General features: G+C 60.8%; 15 protein-coding genes. 6 read left to right on the forward strand and 9 right to left on the reverse strand.

All coding sequences use genetic code 11. The features are described from left to right. The first annotated feature begins 180 nt into the window (after positions 1 to 180). The 3 genes from OHD58_RS02965 to OHD58_RS02975 all read left to right on the forward strand — a co-directional run bounded on the left by OHD58_RS02965 (position 181) and on the right by OHD58_RS02975 (position 2,966). Entirely contained in the window at positions 181 to 918 is a 738-nt protein-coding gene (locus OHD58_RS02965; RefSeq protein WP_263801542.1) for a hypothetical protein, read from the forward strand. Between the two features lie 143 nt (positions 919 to 1,061). Next, positions 1,062 to 2,006: a polysaccharide pyruvyl transferase family protein gene (locus OHD58_RS02970; RefSeq protein WP_263801601.1), complete on the forward strand. Its 945-nt coding sequence runs from the start codon at positions 1,062 to 1,064 to the stop codon at positions 2,004 to 2,006. 129 nt (positions 2,007 to 2,135) lie between these two features. Continuing rightward, the gene (locus tag OHD58_RS02975; protein WP_263801543.1) at positions 2,136 to 2,966 is read left to right on the forward strand and encodes an alpha/beta fold hydrolase; all 831 of its coding nucleotides are present in this window, start codon (positions 2,136 to 2,138) and stop codon (positions 2,964 to 2,966) included. 11 nt (positions 2,967 to 2,977) lie between these two features. Here OHD58_RS02975 and mtgA read toward each other — a convergent pair whose 3' ends face one another. Then, positions 2,978 to 3,754, reverse strand: a complete 777-nt coding sequence (gene mtgA, locus OHD58_RS02980) for a monofunctional biosynthetic peptidoglycan transglycosylase (protein WP_263801602.1) — start codon at positions 3,752 to 3,754, stop codon at positions 2,978 to 2,980. Between the two features lie 98 nt (positions 3,755 to 3,852). Here mtgA and OHD58_RS02985 point away from each other — a divergent pair, with 98 nt between their 5' ends. Continuing rightward, a complete protein-coding gene (locus OHD58_RS02985) occupies positions 3,853 to 4,770 on the forward strand; it encodes a polyprenyl synthetase family protein (protein ID WP_263801544.1) in 918 nt (305 codons plus the stop codon). A gap of 97 nt (positions 4,771 to 4,867) precedes the next feature. Here OHD58_RS02985 and OHD58_RS02990 read toward each other — a convergent pair whose 3' ends face one another. The 4 genes from OHD58_RS02990 to OHD58_RS03005 are packed head-to-tail and all read right to left on the reverse strand — an operon-like array spanning position 4,868 to position 8,641. Continuing rightward, a complete protein-coding gene (locus OHD58_RS02990) occupies positions 4,868 to 6,391 on the reverse strand; it encodes a tripartite tricarboxylate transporter permease (RefSeq protein ID WP_263801545.1) in 1,524 nt (507 codons plus the stop codon). A gap of 6 nt (positions 6,392 to 6,397) precedes the next feature. After that, positions 6,398 to 6,829 (reverse strand): tripartite tricarboxylate transporter TctB family protein, encoded by a 432-nt coding sequence (locus OHD58_RS02995; RefSeq protein WP_263801546.1) that lies wholly within the window; start codon positions 6,827 to 6,829, stop codon positions 6,398 to 6,400. Next, positions 6,829 to 7,806: a Bug family tripartite tricarboxylate transporter substrate binding protein gene (locus OHD58_RS03000; RefSeq protein WP_263801547.1), complete on the reverse strand. Its 978-nt coding sequence runs from the start codon at positions 7,804 to 7,806 to the stop codon at positions 6,829 to 6,831. Before OHD58_RS03000 ends, OHD58_RS02995 begins: the two co-directional genes overlap by 1 nt. 46 nt (positions 7,807 to 7,852) lie before the next feature. Then, a complete protein-coding gene (locus OHD58_RS03005) occupies positions 7,853 to 8,641 on the reverse strand; it encodes a GntR family transcriptional regulator (RefSeq protein ID WP_263801548.1) in 789 nt (262 codons plus the stop codon). A gap of 68 nt (positions 8,642 to 8,709) precedes the next feature. Here OHD58_RS03005 and OHD58_RS03010 point away from each other — a divergent pair, with 68 nt between their 5' ends. Then, the gene (locus tag OHD58_RS03010) at positions 8,710 to 9,675 is read left to right on the forward strand and encodes a hydroxymethylglutaryl-CoA lyase (RefSeq protein ID WP_263801549.1); all 966 of its coding nucleotides are present in this window, start codon (positions 8,710 to 8,712) and stop codon (positions 9,673 to 9,675) included. A 3-nt stretch (positions 9,676 to 9,678) separates the two neighbouring features. Continuing rightward, complete coding sequence (locus OHD58_RS03015; protein WP_263801550.1) at positions 9,679 to 10,890, forward strand: CaiB/BaiF CoA transferase family protein; 1,212 nt, start codon at positions 9,679 to 9,681, stop codon at positions 10,888 to 10,890. Positions 10,891 to 11,060: 170 nt separating this feature from the next. Here OHD58_RS03015 and OHD58_RS03020 read toward each other — a convergent pair whose 3' ends face one another. Genes OHD58_RS03020 through OHD58_RS03035 form a run of 4 tightly spaced genes read right to left on the reverse strand, consistent with a single transcriptional unit; the run spans position 11,061 to position 15,951 of the window. Next, positions 11,061 to 12,131, reverse strand: a complete 1,071-nt coding sequence (locus tag OHD58_RS03020; protein ID WP_263801551.1) for an adenylate/guanylate cyclase domain-containing protein — start codon at positions 12,129 to 12,131, stop codon at positions 11,061 to 11,063. A 3-nt stretch (positions 12,132 to 12,134) separates the two neighbouring features. Then, positions 12,135 to 12,629: a Rab family GTPase gene (locus OHD58_RS03025; protein WP_263801552.1), complete on the reverse strand. Its 495-nt coding sequence runs from the start codon at positions 12,627 to 12,629 to the stop codon at positions 12,135 to 12,137. A gap of 17 nt (positions 12,630 to 12,646) precedes the next feature. After that, positions 12,647 to 15,355 carry an OmpA family protein gene (locus OHD58_RS03030; protein ID WP_263801553.1) on the reverse strand — a complete coding sequence of 903 codons (2,709 nt, stop codon included), beginning with the start codon at positions 15,353 to 15,355 and terminating at the stop codon, positions 12,647 to 12,649. After that, positions 15,292 to 15,951, reverse strand: coding sequence for a hypothetical protein (locus tag OHD58_RS03035; protein ID WP_263801554.1), 660 nt, complete (start codon positions 15,949 to 15,951; stop codon positions 15,292 to 15,294). Before OHD58_RS03035 ends, OHD58_RS03030 begins: the two co-directional genes overlap by 64 nt. Positions 15,952 to 16,432 lie beyond the last annotated feature (481 nt).

The raw sequence follows: 16,432 nt of genomic DNA on the forward strand, positions 1-16,432 counted from the left end.
CTGCCTGCCCAGGTCGGATGGAAATCCATTTGCGCGAAGCGCTGAACTGCGGCTCTTGGCCAGCAGATTTTTCCGCGAAAGTAACGGTCCGACACCAAATTTTACTAAGCCGGCCAATCTTTTGCTGCGGCCCGTCACTATTCGTTGCTGGTCGGGACGACGTGGAAAAGACAAGCAACAATGAACCGAGAAAACGCGGTGTTTGCCGCTGCAACCTTTACTGGTGTAGCGCTGCTTTTTATGATCGGCCTATCCAGGCCCGACTTGTTTGTCGAAGACGGTCTCGTGGAAAATCTGAGCGCCCTGGGCTTTGCGGCCGCCGCGCTGCTCGCTCTGGGCACCGCCCTTTTAAGGCCTGTCTCCATGACCTTCGCGGAGAGGAGTGTCCTCTTTGGAGTGAGCGGCCTGTCGTTGCTGCTCTTTCTCAGCGAGATCAGCTTCGGTGCCCGCATTTTCCATATTCAGATGCCGCGGATGGACGGCGGCGGCGAGTTCGACGGCGGACATGACGTCATCATTCTCGTCGTTCGCCATCTGCGCGACGCGGGCTCCACCGGGACTCTGGCAGCGGTCATAGGAAGTGGGCTTCTTCTGGCCGCTATATTCGCTCTCCTGCACCGGTTTCGGCAACGAGCTTGGATGGTCGTGCGGCACGTCCTCTCGAAAGCATTCGAGTTCCGCCTGGTTGTTGCCGTTGGCATGCTGGCGAGTGCCGAGACCCTTGATCTCATACACTCCTACAAGGCGTCGACCTTGGAGGAAGTCCTCGAATTCTCCGCCGGCGTTGTGTTGGTCCTGGCTGTATCCGCGCTCTTCCAGTCGAGAGGTGTGGTGCCTGTCTTCGGCGCGATGCCGGCGCGAGAGGCGCAAGTTCGCACAATGCCTTCGGCAGTTGCCGAACACCGGTCACGGCATTAGCGGCCATTTCTTGAACCCGCGGGAGCAGGGCTCGCGCTCAGCGGCCTTGGCAGGGCCGGCGCGTCGGTTTTGCCTGCTTGTAAAATGGAGAATGTAGCGTGCATTCCGAACAGAGCCTGGACCTGATCGCCGAACTGAAAGGCATGATTCATGATTGCCTGAAGGATCATGTCTCCACCGACGAGCCGCTGGCGATTCTCGACTTTCCGGACATCCGCAACTGCGGCGATTCCGCCATCTGGCTGGGCGAGATGGCCTACCTGCGGGAGCAATTTGGAAAGCGGCCCGCCTATGTCTCGCGAATGGATGATTTCTCGGTCGAAGACCTCGAACAAATCATGCCGACGGGTCCGATCTTCATCCATGGCGGCGGTAATTTCGGCGATCTTTGGGACGCGCATCAGGATTTCCGCGAACGCGTGCTCAAACGCTTCCCTGATCGCCCAATCGTCCAGTTTCCTCAGTCGATCCATTACAAATCGCAGGAACGGGTACGGGAGAGCGCGCGAGTCATCAGACGTCACAAGAACTTCCTGCTGCTGGTTCGCGACGAGGAATCGAAGCTCTTCGCGGAAAAGCATTTCGATTGCCAGGTGCGCCTCTGTCCTGACATGGCCTTCTGTATCGGCCCGGTCGAGCCGGCCCAGCCCGAATTTCCCGTGCTTGCGATGCTCAGGTCGGATCTCGAGAAGTCCGTCGATTCCGATGGCGCGGCCGATCCGGGCGTCCCGCGGGAAGACTGGATCAGCGAATCCACCACCAGCGTCCGCGTCTCCAAGGCGTTCGGCGCAACCTCGGCACTGCTGTCGCTCAAACCGGCGGAAATACGGCTGCGCAAGCTCGATGCAGCGGCTCACAACCGCTTCAGGCGCGGCATACGGCAAATATCGCGTGGGCGGGCGGTCGTGACCGATCGCCTGCACGTCCATATCTGCTCACTGCTGCTCGGGCGACCGCATGCCGTCCTCGACAACAATTACGGCAAGATACGACGATTCATGGCTGCATTCTCGGGCGGAAGCGACCTCTCCTACCAAGCGACCTCGCTCGATGACGGCATAACTTGGGCGCGCGCCCAGGCCAGTTGAAGGAGCCAAGGATAACGCAACGGGCTCGCGCACGGCTGCCAGGCCGAATCCCACTGCCATCTGACCCGTCGATCGTCGATACTGCAACTCTTCGGCGCTCGGCGTCATCCGAAAGACAGGGACGATCTGGTGGCGTGGAAACTCGATGAAACCGTAAAGACTTTCGCGGGCACGGTCGCGGCGGGTCGGTCTGGCAGCGGGCCTGCCATCGTGCTGGCCCATGGCTGGCCATGGTCCTCGTTCTCATGGCATCGGATCATCCCAGACCTTGCACGGAAGTATCGCGTCCATTGGTACGACATGCCCGGATACGGACGATCCGGCAAAGCCGCGGCGCAGCGGACGTCACTTGACGTGCAGGGAGAGGTTTTCGCCGAAATGCTTGCACACTGGGGGCTGGAACGGCCGATGGTCGTTGCCCACGACATGGGTGGAGCCACGACGCTGCGGGCGCATCTCCTGCATGGATGCGATTTCGAGCGGTATGTGCTGATGAATGTCGTTGCGATGCGGCCTTGGGGATCGGATTTCTTCGACCATGTCGGCCGCCATGTGGAGGCCTTTCTGGGCCTGCCCCCGCATATCCACGAAGCCGTCGTGCGGGCATACATCAGGGGAGCGCTCGCCAACGACATCGATGCCGGCGATTTCGAGAAGCTCGTCGAGCCCTGGCTTTCCGAGGCAGGCAGAGGGAGCTTCTATCGGCAATTCGCGCAGGCCGACGAGAAATACACCGCCGAGGTCGAGCCGTTGTTCGGGACGATCCGCTGTCCGGTGACGATAATCTGGGGCGAAAACGATCCATGGATTCCGCTGGCGCGCGGCAAGGCGCTTCACGCCCTGATCCCGCGGGCATCGTTCGAGACACTGTCCGGCGTCGGTCATTTGCCGCAACTCGAAGCTCCAGGCCTCGTCCTTGGTCGGCTGAACGCTTTTCTGTCAGGCGGAAACGAAGGCTGAATTTGAGCCCGTCAATTCACGCAGCCGACATAGGCGCCGGAGCGTGACGCACGCCGCTCGATGATCGAGGCCAGCCGCCTAAGGCCCGGACCGGGCTTGCCCGGGTTGCGCGCGATCGGATTTGGCAGCGCGACGGCGAGAAGTGCTGCTTGCCTGCGCGAAAGCTCCTTCGCCGAACGGCCGAAATGATGCCGGGCCGCCGCCTCGGCGCCATAGATGCCCGGCCCCCATTCGGCGATGTTGAGATAGATTTCCATGATGCGCTTTTTCGGCATCACCATGTCGGCATAGACCGCCAGCGGCAATTCGACAAGCTTGCGCAGCGTTCCCAGCGGCCGGTGCCACAGATAGAGGTTCTTCACCGTTTGCATGGTGATGGTGGAGGCACCACGCGTCGCCTCGCCGGCCATGGCATCGTCGATTACCAGGTTCAACTCAGCCCAGTCGATACCGCGATGGGAGCAGAACTGCCCGTCCTCCGACATGATGACGGAATGCACCAGCACCGGCGACATGTCGTCGATCGACACCCATTGCCGGTCGTAACCCTGGAACGTCGCCAGATCCTTCAGCATCAGCGTCGACACGGGGTGCACGAAGGACGGCAGGTAGAGGATGGTAAGGACGACCGGCAGCAGCCCGAGTACGACGAGGAAAAGAAATATTCGCCAGACCCATCCGCGCCCGCTGGCGCGGGATCGGATGCCGCGCGACGATCCCTTTCGTTTCGCCGGCATGCCCAGCCTTTCCGGTTCTGGATCAACGATTGGCCCGGTCAAGCCCGATATCCCCGAGTTCATCCCTTCGCATAACGGGGTGCCGCGCCGAGCGCAATGCCCGCAAGCCTGCTTGACCGGCCCCGCTTTTGGCTTAAACGGTGCCGCCCATGGACGAAACCCCCGGTTTGCCTTTCGAGATCGCCCTGGAAATGCGCGCGCATGCCGTCGAGGCGGCGCTGCGCGGCCTGCTCGACAGCCGCATCCTGCCCGGCGAGATCGCCCGCCCCGAGCGCTTGCTCGCGGCGATGCGCCATGGCGTGCTGAACGGCGGCAAGCGGCTGCGGCCTTTCCTGGTGATGGAGACCGCAGCACTTTTCGGCGTCGAAGGCGATGCCGTGCTGCGCGTCGCGTCGGCACTTGAATGCGTCCATTGTTATTCGCTGATCCATGACGATCTGCCGGCCATGGACAACGACGACCTGCGGCGCGGCCAGCCGACGGTGCACAAGGCTTTCGACGAGGCAACCGCCATTCTCGCCGGCGACAGCCTGCTGACTTACGCCTTCGATATCATCGCCGACGCGGCCACCGACCTACCCTCCGCGACGAAAGCGGATTTGGTGCTTGGCCTTGCCCGCGCCGCCGGTCCTGGCGGCATGGCCGGCGGCCAGGCGCTCGACCTCGAGGCTGAACGCAAGAAACCTGGCGAAGCCGGCATCATCACGCTGCAGGCGATGAAGACCGGCGCGCTGATCCGCTTTGCCTGCGAGGCGGGTGCGATCATCGCCAACGCCGCCCCCGACGATCGCGACAGGCTTGCCGAATTCGGTTCGGCGGTCGGCCTCGCCTTCCAACTCGCCGACGACCTGCTCGACCTCACCTCCAGCCCCGAAGCCATGGGTAAGGCGACGGGCAAGGACGCCGCCGCTGGCAAGGCGACGCTTGCCGCGCTGCATGGCGGCAACTGGGCACGCCAGCAGCTTCACGGGCTGGTCGAACAGGCGCAGTCGCTGCTCGAACCCTTCGGCGGGCGCGCCGACCTGCTGAAAGCCGCGGCCGTCTTCATCGCCGAGCGCCGCAACTAGCATTACAGTGGCGACCCCGCCGAAGTTATGAATTTGCCAGCAAAGTCATGAACTTGACGAAGATCAGCTTAAGGCCACACTTCGGCGCACACTCACATCAATCCTCCAACTCGGCAAGAGCGCTTGCCCGTCTCCGCCGAGCGGTTCGAAAGGCGAGAATGAAGGCCGTGCCGAGCACGGCCGCGGTGATCGCGTAGATCGTTGCGGCGATGGGACTTTGGACGAGGATCCAGAAATCGCCGTTCGAGATCGACAATGCACGCCTCAGATTGTTCTCCATGTCCGCTCCAAGCAGCAGCCCGAGCACGAGTGGGATCAGCGATATATCCAGCTTGCGGAAGATGTAGCCGACCACACCGAAGCCGATCATCACCATGAGGTCGAAGGTCGAGTGGCTGATCGAATAGACGCCGAGGAAGCTCACCATGATTATGAAGGGCATCAGGATCCACTGAGGCATGCTGAGCATGCGCGTGAAAATGCCGACCAACGGGATGTTCATCACCAGAAGGACGACGTTGGCGATGTAGAGCGAGGCGATCAGTCCCCATACCATGTCCGGCTGGCGTTCAAAGAGCAGCGGCCCTGGCTGGATGTTGAGCGAGATCAGGAGCGCGAGCATGACCGCAGTCGTGCCGCTGCCGGGGATGCCGAGCGTCAGCATGGGGATCAGCGCTCCGCCGGCCGCAGCGTTGTCTCCCGCTTCCGGCGCGGCGAGGCCGCGCGGATCGCCCTTGCCGAACGTGTCGTCCTTGTTGCTGTAGCGCCGCTCAGCGACATAGGCCATGAATGCGCCCTGCGAGGCGCCGGCGCCTGGCAGGATGCCGGACAGGAAACCGATGAAGGAGCCGCGGAAGGCCGCGCCCATGCCGGGCAGCATCTCTCTGAACTTCGGCACCGCCCGGCCCATCGGCACCAGCGTTCCAGTCGCATGATGGGCGGTTTCCAGGTAGACGAGGACCTCGCTGATGGCGAAGAGGCCGACAATCGCAACGATAGGATCGAACCCGTCATAAAGATTGAACGAGCCGAGCGTGTAGCGCGCCAGGCCAGTGCCCGGGTCGAGGCCGACGGTAGCAAGCATCAGGCCGAGGAAACCCGCAAGCAGCATCTTCCATGGACTGGCGCCGCCGACGCCGCCGATCATGGCGAAGGCCAGCACGTAAAGGGCAAAATAATCGCTCGGCCCGAAATAGATGGCGACGCTCGCAAGCATCGGGGCAAAAAGCGTCAGGCCGATCGTGGCAACCGTCGAGCCGATAAAAGAAGCGACCGCGGAAATCGCAAGGGCCTCGGAGGCCTTTCCGGCCTTGGCCATCGGATGGCCGTCGAGCGTCGCCATGATGCTGGATGCGTCGCCGGGGATGTTGAGCATGATACTGGAGATGCGGCCGCCATAGGTGCAGCCGTAATAGATGCACGACATCAGAATCAGCACGGTGGTCGGATCGAGCCGCAAGGCAAAAGCCAGCGGGATCAGGATCGCCACGCCGTTGACGGGGCCGATGCCGGGCAGGGCGCCGATGATCGTGCCGAGAAAGCAGCCGAAGACCGCGAAGGCGAGGTTCGTCGGCGTAACGGCGACCGCAAACCCTTGGGCGAGAGACGATAAAATGTCCACGTTCGGTCAACTCATGAATCGGGGATAGAGCGGCAGCGGCAAGCCGAGCAGCGTGTCGAAAACGACGAACAGGCCGACGGCCATCGCCACGCCGGAGATTACGGATTTCTGCCAGCCAGCTCCGAGCAGCCGGCCCATGGCCGAAGCGCCGAGCGCGGTGGCGACAACGAAGCCCAGATCCTCCAGCAGGAAGGCATAGGCGATCAGCACGCCGACCGTCGCGATCTGCCGTATCGCCGGGAGACCCGTTGCCCACGCCGGGTCCGGATCGGGCCGAAGGACAAGGAACAGGCTAAGCAGTGCAGCCGGAACGGCCAGCATCTGCGGAAAGGCCGCGGGGCCGAGAGGGTCACCGAAGCTCGCCTCATAGCTCCCCGCGGTCCAGCCGTAAAAGATCGTCAGGACCAGGATCAGCAGGCCCAGGATCCGGTCGGCCATCACAGGACTCCGATTTCCTTCGAAATCTGCTCCATCTGCTTGGCCTGATCGATGACGTAGGCCTCGAACTCCTCACCGCCGCGCCAGATCGGAACCAGGCCGCTGCCTTCGGCGGCCTTCTTCCATCCTTCGGTGTCGAAGAGCGACTTCATCGTGTCGACCCACTTCTTGTAGTCTTCATCCGATACGTCGCCGCCGGTGTAGAAGCCGCGCCAGTTGTAGCCGGTCACGTCGAGCCCCTGCGACTTGGCGGTCGGCGCGTCAGGGAAGGCGGGGATCGGATCATCGGAAAGGACGCCGAGAATGCGGGCGTCGCCGGATTCGACAAAGCCGGCAATTTCGCCGAGATCGGTCGAGACCACCTGCACCTGGCCGCCCATCATCTGGGTCACCGCGGGGCTGCCGCCATCGAACTGGACCCAGCGGATCTGCTTGAACTCTTCCGGCGACATGCCAGCTGCCTTGGCCAGCATCAGAAGGCGTATGTGATCCCAACCGCCGGCGCCGGAGGAACCTGCCGAAACGACCGAGCCTGGATTCTCTTTGAACGCCTTCATGAGATCGTCCAGTGTCTTGTACGGCGAATCCTTGGCGACGACGATGACGCCGACATCGGTACCCAACATGCCGATCCAGCGCATCGCGTCCGTGCCGGCGGGATATTTACCCTGGGCGATCTGCGTAACGCCGACCGTCGAGGTAGCGACGACGACGCCGGCGTCGTCGGGGCGCTTCGACATGATGTTCGCGTAGGCCACGGCGCCGACGCCACCCGGCATATTGGTCACCTGCACCGGCTCTTCCACCAGCTTCTCATCGTAGAGGAGCTTGCCGACCGTGCGGCAGGTGAAATCCCAGCCGCCGCCAGGGTCGGCCGGGGCGATACATTCGGCCGCCGCGGCTTGGCCCAGCGTCGCCAAGGCGAACAGCGCCGCCGCACCCATCAGCCTGGTGGCTGATTTCATCATTGTCATCATGGTTTCCTCCTTATTGTTCTCATGGTCTCCTCCTTGAGCCGAGGCTCTACCGGTCCGTGCGGCCGGAATCGTGATGTTCGCCCGGATCGTCGCGCCTCCCCCCGGCAAAGCTGCGGGCGCCCAGAAATCGCCGGGTGCCATCGATCGCGTCATAAACCTGCCGCCGAACTTCGCGGCCGTGATGACGCAGCGCTTCCGCAGCTGCGTCGGCATTGCGGTCGCGTACGAGGCGGACGATCTCGCTGTGATCGCGATGCGCGGCCTCTCTGCCTTCCACCGTGTTGGCAACCAGCCAGCGGACGCGCATCGTCCGCGCTATGACATCCTGGACGGCATCGCGGAGAAAGCGGTTTCTTGAAAGCTCCGCCAGGCGAACGTGCACGTCCAGGCCTATCTCGAACCAGCTTTCCGGCGTGAATTCGGTGAGGCCGCGATCGATTGTCTCCTGTATGGCATCGAGGTCGCCCGGCATCGCCCTCGCACAGGCGAGGCGGATCGCCTCACCCTCGATCAGTTCGCGATATTCGAAGCTTTCGTCCAGCTCTTCGAGGTCGAAGGGCGCTACCGCATAGCCCCGCGTCGTCCGCAAGATCAGGCCTTCATGAATGAGCTGCATCAATGCCTGGCGAATGGGTGTCCTGGAGGCACCATAGCCGGCCTGCAAGGCGCGCTCGGAAATCACTTCTCCCGGTGCCAGCTTCAGCGAAAGGATGTCGGCCCGGATACGCGACAGCATGCGGTTGCCGAGCGGCTCCTGCCTGGCGTGGGGCAGCGCGCCGGTCTGCCTGCGGTCCGCTTCAGCGTCCGCCCTGATGGAAGTCGCACGATGGGCCATTGACCCTCCCATTCATGACGGTATACCAAGATGGTCGACCAACTCAACCGTTTTGTGAGGAGGACGGGATGGACCGGAAGAGCAGACCCGAGGAGATGGGCTTCCCACCTCATGCGAGCGTCATCGAAGTGGGGCCGCGTGACGGACTTCAGTCCGAACCGGATTTCGTGCCGACCGAAGAAAAGATCGCGCTCGTCAACGGCCTGATCGATGCCGGCATTCGTCACCTGGAAGTCACGTCGTTCGTTTCGCCACGCGCCGTACCGCAGATGCGTGACGCGAGCGACGTGCTGTCGGGCATCGACCGGACCAGGGGAGCCGTGCTGACGGCGCTGGTGCCCAACGCGCGGGGCGCCGAGCGGGCGATCGAGGCCGGCGTCGACGCCATGGTCGTTTTCATGTCGGCGTCCGCGAGTCACAATCGCAAGAACGTCAACCGTTCCCGGGAAGAATCCCTCGCTGGCTTTGGCGAGGTCTGCCGCATCGCTGAAACCTCCGGCACGGCTGTATATGGCGCTATCGCCACTGCTTTCGGTTGCCCGTTCGAGGGAGATGTGTCGGTCGAGGATGTCGTGGACATCGCGCGGCGCTATCGGGACATGGGCATAACGACTGTGTCGCTCGGCGACACCACCGGAATGGCCACGCCGCCTCTGGTGCGCGAGCGCTGCAGCGCGCTTCGCGCGGCGGTGCCGGATATCGACATAGCGCTCCACTTCCACAATACGCGCGGCGTTGGACTGGTCTGCGTCTATGCAGGGCTTCTGGAGGGCGTGACACGCTACGAAGCCAGCATCGGCGGGCTTGGCGGCTGTCCGTTCGCGCCCAAGGCGACCGGCAACATCTGCACGGAGGATCTCGTCTATATGCTCGACGAATGCGGCGTCGAGACCGGCGTCGATTTGGGCAAGCTTATCGCCGTCGCCCGGCGAGCCGAGGGAACGATCGGGCGCACGTTGCCCGGCCAGTTGATGAAGGCCGGCCCGCGGCTCGAACTCCATGCGATGGATGCGGTTGCCACCGCAAACGGCTGACGCATGGGAGATCTGCCGGCGCAAGGGAAGAGGCCTCTCGAAGGCATCAGGGTGATCGACCTGACACGCGTTCTGTCGGGGCCGTTCTGCACGATGATGCTGGGGGACATGGGCGCCGAGGTGATCAAGGTCGAAACCGGGCGAGGCGACCCGATCCGCGAGCAGGGTACGCTGCGCGATGGCTTTTCCTTCTACTATGCTTCGTTCAATCGCAACAAGAAGTCGATCGTCCTCGACCTGCGCTGCGAGGAGGGGAGGTCGGTCCTGGCCAAACTGATCGCGTCGGCCGACGTACTCGTCGACAATTTCCGGCCCGACGTGCTGGCGCAGATGGGTTTCGACAGGGAACGGCTGAGCGAAATCAATCCAAGGCTGGTGACAGCCAATGTCAACGGGTTCGGCAGCGACGGCCCTTATGTCGATCGCCCGGCTTTCGACTTCATCGCGCAGGCCATGAGCGGCCTGATGAGCGTTAACGGGTACGACAAAGGCGAGCCCCTGCGGTCCGCCCAGCCCATCACCGATCTCGTCGCCGGGCTCTATCTCGCCTTCGGCATCACCGCTGCCCTGCGCGCTCGAGACATAAACGGCCATGGCCAGCATGTCGAATCGGCGATGGTGAATGGTGCCATCAGCATGATGGCCTATCTCGCCTCGGAATTCTTCGTCACGGGCAAGCTTCCGGAGCGCACCGGCAATGACCATCCCTTGGTCGCGCCCTACGGCCTTTTCCGAGCCTCCGACGGCGAGATCGCGATCGCACCGTCCAACGATACAATCCTGCGCCGGTTTCTCTCGGCGATCGGCATCGAGCACCTAATGGACGATCCGCGCTACGACACCAACGAAAAACGTTTCGCGCGACGTGGCGAACTGCACGAACTGATCGATGCAAGGCTCGCGAGCGGTACTCAGGAGCGCTGGATTGCAATGCTCAACGCGGCAGGCGTTCCATGTGGCCGGGTGCAGGTCCTCGATGAGGTCTTTTCCGATCCGCAGGTGCTCGCACAGGAAATGACGATCGACGTCGATCATCCCGGGCATGGCGTCGTTCGCATGTTGGGATTTCCGGTCAAACTCCACGGCACCCCGTGCGATATACGTCTGCCGGCTCCGGAACTCGGCGAACATACCGATGAAGTGCTGGCGTCGGTGGGCCTGACGGCCGAGGAAATCCGCATAGTCAAGGAGCGGGGCGTGGCTCGCGCGCGCTGACCATAACCTGTGGACCGCAGCCAACATCCGTTTCGGCGGACCATTCACCCAAATGAAAAACCCGCGTCGTGCGGGACCTCCATTTGCCCCGCTGCGTTATCAACTTAACTCGCCGTGAGCAATTTGCGGCATAAACGCGAAGGCTGACCGGCGATTGTAGCGGCAACCAATCAGGCTATCAGCCTCCACATCTGCACCCGACCTGCACCACGGAGTTCCATTTCCGGAATAAGGTCGCAGGCGAACTCCTGCCCAAACAACTTGTGCGTTGCATCCGAAATCCGGATTTCATCGGGTTCGGCGGACGTCTGGATGCGTGCGGCGAGATTGACCGTGTCTCCCCAAAGATCATAGGCAAAACGCCTCTTCCCTATGACGCCCGCGACGATTGGGCCTGAATGAATCCCAATCCTCAGTTTTAGCGGTTCTCCCCCGAAGTTTTCGTCCGCACCCGCCTGGCGCAGCTCAAGTGCAAATTGGGCAAGGGCGTCTGCGTGACCGGGTCGAGACAGCGGCAGACCGGCGACCACCATGACGCAATCGCCGATTGTCTTGATTTTCTCGCACCCGTGGACCTCGGAAAGCAGGTCCGCTGCCTTGAAGAAGCTATTCAAGATGGCAAGGGTCGTTTCTGCCCCGACGCTTCGCGCCTTTTCCGTGAAGCGCACGATGTCGGCGAAAAGCACGCTCACCTCTGCGTGATTGTCCGCAATTTGTTCCTGCGTCTTCAGGCGCTCCGCGATAGACGCCGGAAGGATGTTGAGGAGCAGACTTTCGGAGCGTTGGTATTCCCGGGACAACCCCTCCTGGCTCTTCCTCAAGGCCTCGTTTGCAGACTCCAATTGCTCGTTGAGTTGATGCTCTCTCTCCCGCAGAAGCGTCGTTTCATAGGCCTTCTGCTGAATCCGCTGCTTGTTATTATGTTCGGCAGTGGCGTCGAGGAAGAGCAGCCAAATGCATGCATTGTCGGAAAAAAAATGAAGGTCTGTTACGCGCCCGTTGGGCAGTTCGACCATCGGTATGTGGAAAGGCAGATCCGTGTAAGGCAGCAAACCTTCAATGAACGCAAGCTGCCCGGCAACTGGTTCGCCGATGCGAAGTGATGAGAGGCCATAATGTTCGACCCGGCCTCCCTTCCCGGCGACGAGAAGTCGATCGTCAATCTTCACATACGCAATAGAGCGATCGTTGTAGACGAAACTGCATAGCCAGTTTCTGACTTCATCCGGAGGTTCATCCATAGCCTATTTGGAAACCAATGAAGCAAGTTGAATAAACGCGTCATCTACCGACTCGCCCGAAAGCGCGCTTGTCAGATAGATCTGATATCCGGATTGTCTCATTTCGTTGATTGCATCGTCCGAGATTGTCCACTGATCCGCCAGATCGGATTTGTTGAGCAGCAACACGAAAGGCATGGCGCCGAATTCGGCCTCGGTTCGCTCGCGCAGCGTGAGCGCCACCGTCAGAGTGGCAGCGCGGGTGCCGTCGGCGACAAGCACCAGTCCGGTCGCGCCCCGCACATAGCTGAGGCGGAAAGAGCCGATGTCGTCTTCGCCAGCCAGATCCCAAAGGATCAGATCCACCGTCTTGTCCGAGAGTACGACGCTCTTCTTGTCAATTTTTACGCCGACCGTGGTCAAGTAGGTTTCCGAAAAGATGCTTTGCACAAATCTGCGAACAAGGCTCGTCTTTCCGACTGCGAACCCGCCCAGCATGCAGATCTTCTTTTGCAACATCTCGGGGTCCGTTCGTGCTAGTCGAAGTTTACACTGACCGAAACTCTGCGATTGACGGAGCTCCCGGTCTGGGCTTTTTCAGTCTCCGCCGGCTCAAAAGTTCCTGCGCCACGTACCAGAAGCAGTTCAGGATCGACGCCGCGCTTCTTGAGAAGTGCGCGAACGGTTTCCGCGCGGGCGACGCTGATTGACAAATTGGTGGTTTCACGGCCCGTCGTGTCCGAATGGCCCGTCAACATGAAGCGCGCGGTAACACCGGCCTTGCGGGCGTCCGTGGCCAACTCCTTCAACTGATTTGCCAATCTGTCGAGAACCGGCAATTGCTCCGGTCCCGGCACAGCCTCGCCGGAATCGAAGAGAATATCGACCGCTTGGATGCCCTCCCTCAAATGAACCAGTTCCTTAGGGGTCAACTCACGCAAATCGGAGATTTCCAGAGTGAGTCCGTCCGCGGCCAACTGTTGAGAGGCGATGCGCGCCCGATTTATCCAGGCGGCAGGAGCCTCGCCCACGACAACGATGCGATCTTTGGCGATCAAAAGCCGAGCCGTTTTCGGTGGAGTGAGCGATGCTGTCAGCCGTTTCAGCACGAACTTCGGATCAAGGCTCTGATAGAATTGCCACTGCGCATGAACACGGGCAGGATCAACTCCCGTTCCCGACAGCAGAGCCTGCGGGTCGGCGGCCTGCGGATCTCTCAGGCCGGAAATGTAGAAATGTCCGCCCTTCGCCGTTTGTTGCGCGACGATGATTCCCGGCTGGGCCTCAAGTCGCGACACATAAGTCTGCCAGTGCTCCGCCGCGCGTGCTTCGGGGCTCACATCACGAACCTTGGAGATGTCGAATGCGGGGCCGCCTGCCGAAAGCTCTCGGGCCGCTGCGCGCGCCCGGTCTATCCAGGTATCGGGAGCCTCGCCCTCGGCAACGATGCGATCCCCGACGATCGAAAGCCGGACCGTTTTCGGCGGGGTGAGCGATGCTGTCAGTCGTTTCAGCACGAACGTCGGATCAAGGCTCTGATAGGGTTGCCACTGCGCATGAACGCGGACCGGATCAACTCCCGTTCCCGACAGCAGAGCCTGCGGGTCGGCGGCAAGCGGGTCCCTCAGGCCGGAAATATAGAAATGTCCGCCCCTCGCCGTTTGTTGCGCGACGATGATGCCCGGCTGGGCCTCAAGTCGCGACACATAAGTCTGCCAGTTCTCCGCCGCGCGTGCTTCGGGGCTCACATCACGAACCCTGGAGATGTCGAATACCGGGCCGCCTGCCGGAAGCTGTCGGGCCGCTGCGCGCGCGCGGTCTATCCAGGTGTCGGGAGCTTCACCCTCGGCAACGATGCGATCCTCGACGATCGAAAGCCGAACCGATTTCGGCGGGGCGAGCGACGCTGTCAGCCGCTTCAGCACGAACTTCGGATCGAGGCTCTGATAGAATTGCCACTGCGAATGAACACGGGCAGGATCAACTTCCGTTCCTGACAGCAGAGTCGCCGGGTCGGCGGCAAGCGGGTCTCTCAGGCCGGAAATGTAGAAATGTCCGCCCCTCGCCGATTGCTGGGCGACGATGATGCCCGGCTGGGCTTCAAGTCGCGACACGTAGTCCTGCCAGCGTTGGCCTGATTGCCAGGAGAGGAAGAGCCAACTGCCCGCCGCAATCAGCACGAGCGTGACTGCAGCCACCGCCAGCCACGGAAACGCCTGAGTTGAATCTTCCTGCTTCAGTTCAACGCAGGTCTCCAGCGTCGCCCTTACGCCGGCTAGTTGCGTACTGTCGCCGTCGAACTTCTCCAACGCCCCGGAGGATTCCGAGTGGATGCGGAGCAAGGCATCGCGAACTATTTCATGCAGTTCCTCGGGTGGGTTTCCGCGGATCACCGCGACCAGGGTCGCAAACGGTCCGACTTCCGACCAGAGGCGGAGTTCCCCAAAACGGATAGTGTCTAGGGCGCCCTGTTCTTTTTCATTGAACGAGTCTTTTGCAAAATCCTGAATCGCACTGAGCATCGAGGAAATGAGCTGAGGGTCTTCGCTCGTTGCATTCTCGGCAGTCGCGTGCGCGATCAACAGCCCGGAATTGCGATGAATGAGGAAGACATGCTCCACACGATAGATGAGCGAATGCTTGAGTACGACTTCTGCGAAACTCGTTCCCGTTCTCCACGCTTCGAGCCTCCACTTAAGTCCACGCCAGGTGAAGATGTACCTCAAGGACTCATTCAGAGACTGAAAGGTCTGGTCGATTTTCTCGCCGATCGACTTTCGAATCGCTGGCAGGAACAGCGGGTACAATATGTCCGTGAGAGTGGCCGGGTCCTTCTGGATGGATCGTTGGACCGACCTCTCGACAACTGGCGAAAAGGCCTCGCTCAGCTGCGCTTGAGGCGCATGCGTGACTGCGCGAGGCAGCACATCCCCCACAGCGGCAGCATGCTGTTCTGGTACGTCCAACAGCTGCGTGACCCGCGAAAGCTCCGAAATTTCGCGGCCAACAAGAAGCTGACGCAGCGTTTCCATGCGAGGATCGGCGGTAGGGATTCCGACGAAACTGGCGCGGTAGACCGGATCGACATTCCGAGCAATTTCGACCAAAAGACCAGCCAGAGCCTCTCGATCAATCTCATTGTTGTTCGAAGCTCTTCGTAAAAGGCTGATTGGGTCAGCGGTCAACTCGATTTCCAGGCGCGTTCCAAGTTGTTCTTGTTGCCGACAGGATCCTGATTCAGGCATTTCGCAATTTCGACGAACAAGCCCGCCAGAAGATTTCGATCGGTTTTGACGTTGCTCAGATCGGAGAACATCTTTTCGATCATGAGCTGAACACCTTCAATCTTCTGCTTGATTTCCTCACGCAGCAGTTGATCGCTCCGGTTTATCCGGTCCGCGACGTCCCGGTCCATTTCGCTCAGCTGGTCGGACAATGCGCGTACCTGCTTCTCAAGTGTTTGATTCTGTTCGCGAAGGTTTCTGTCAATTTCCTTGTCGGACTCGGCTCTCGCCTCTTTTTCGCTCCGCAATTGCGCAGCGAGTGAGTCGACCTGCTTTTTCGAGTTTGACTCGTACATTTCAAGATTGCGCTTGGCCTCGGATTCGACATCCTTGAACCGTTGCAAGAACCGTTCTTCAAGCTTGGAAAAACGGCGGTCGTAGTCCTGCATCTGATTGCCAAAAAGCAGGTCACGGATCTTATCGACACCTACCGCGTCGCCTGAACCCCCGTTCTCGCGAACCTGGGATGCTATCAAACTCAGCCCGTTTCCATCGGCGAGACTTGTCACTTCCGCCTTATTCGCTGAAGAAGATGTATTCGCAGCTTCCTTGGCCATTGGGAAATCCTTTCACTGAACAAGTGCCACCAAGTGCGAAACTTTAGTACAAGAAAGAAATTCAGTAAATTAGCAAATTCTTAAACAAATCATTTTGAAAACAACATTGGTGTGCCGAACTTTACCTCAACTGAGAGTAGAATGCCGGTTGGCGCCGTTTTCCGCCTCAGATCATCGCCCGTGCGATTTGGCCGTACTTTCGGTTTCCGTTGAGCCTGCGCATGTGCCGCTGCGAAAACGGGAACGAACAATGCAAGGCTTCCGATCACCTGGATCCCTGCAGCGGTGCTGCAACAGATAGCGCATGGCCTGCCTGCTGAGCTCAATGCGGCAGCGCCCACGACGACGCCTCGTGGCGTTCATCTACTCGTCCAACTGCGAACGCGCGTGCTCGACGGAACTCTCGATGCAGATTTCAGTCGTTGGCGCGAGCAGCGACACCCACCCAAAATGCAATCAAACTTGCCGCCTGCTTTTTATG

It is taken from the genome of Mesorhizobium sp. ZC-5 (assembly GCF_025753855.1).
GTDB lineage: Bacteria > Pseudomonadota > Alphaproteobacteria > Rhizobiales > Rhizobiaceae > Neomesorhizobium.

Bases quoted from the DNA above. Each gene is read 5' to 3' on its own strand.
- OHD58_RS03000 (WP_263801547.1), bottom strand. From the start codon at position 7,806: ATGATGACAATGATGAAATCAGCCACCAGGCTGATGGGTGCGGCGGCG.
- OHD58_RS03005 (WP_263801548.1), bottom strand. From the start codon at position 8,641: ATGGCCCATCGTGCGACTTCCATCAGGGCGGACGCTGAAGCGGACCGC.
- OHD58_RS03035 (WP_263801554.1), bottom strand. From the start codon at position 15,951: ATGGCCAAGGAAGCTGCGAATACATCTTCTTCAGCGAATAAGGCGGAA.
- OHD58_RS03020 (WP_263801551.1), bottom strand. From the start codon at position 12,131: ATGGATGAACCTCCGGATGAAGTCAGAAACTGGCTATGCAGTTTCGTC.
- OHD58_RS03030 (WP_263801553.1), bottom strand. From the start codon at position 15,355: ATGCCTGAATCAGGATCCTGTCGGCAACAAGAACAACTTGGAACGCGC.
- OHD58_RS03015 (WP_263801550.1), top strand. From the start codon at position 9,679: ATGGGAGATCTGCCGGCGCAAGGGAAGAGGCCTCTCGAAGGCATCAGG.
- OHD58_RS02970 (WP_263801601.1), top strand. From the start codon at position 1,062: ATGATTCATGATTGCCTGAAGGATCATGTCTCCACCGACGAGCCGCTG.
- OHD58_RS02965 (WP_263801542.1), top strand. From the start codon at position 181: ATGAACCGAGAAAACGCGGTGTTTGCCGCTGCAACCTTTACTGGTGTA.
- OHD58_RS03010 (WP_263801549.1), top strand. From the start codon at position 8,710: ATGGACCGGAAGAGCAGACCCGAGGAGATGGGCTTCCCACCTCATGCG.
- OHD58_RS03025 (WP_263801552.1), bottom strand. From the start codon at position 12,629: ATGTTGCAAAAGAAGATCTGCATGCTGGGCGGGTTCGCAGTCGGAAAG.
- OHD58_RS02985 (WP_263801544.1), top strand. From the start codon at position 3,853: ATGGACGAAACCCCCGGTTTGCCTTTCGAGATCGCCCTGGAAATGCGC.
- OHD58_RS02995 (WP_263801546.1), bottom strand. From the start codon at position 6,829: ATGGCCGACCGGATCCTGGGCCTGCTGATCCTGGTCCTGACGATCTTT.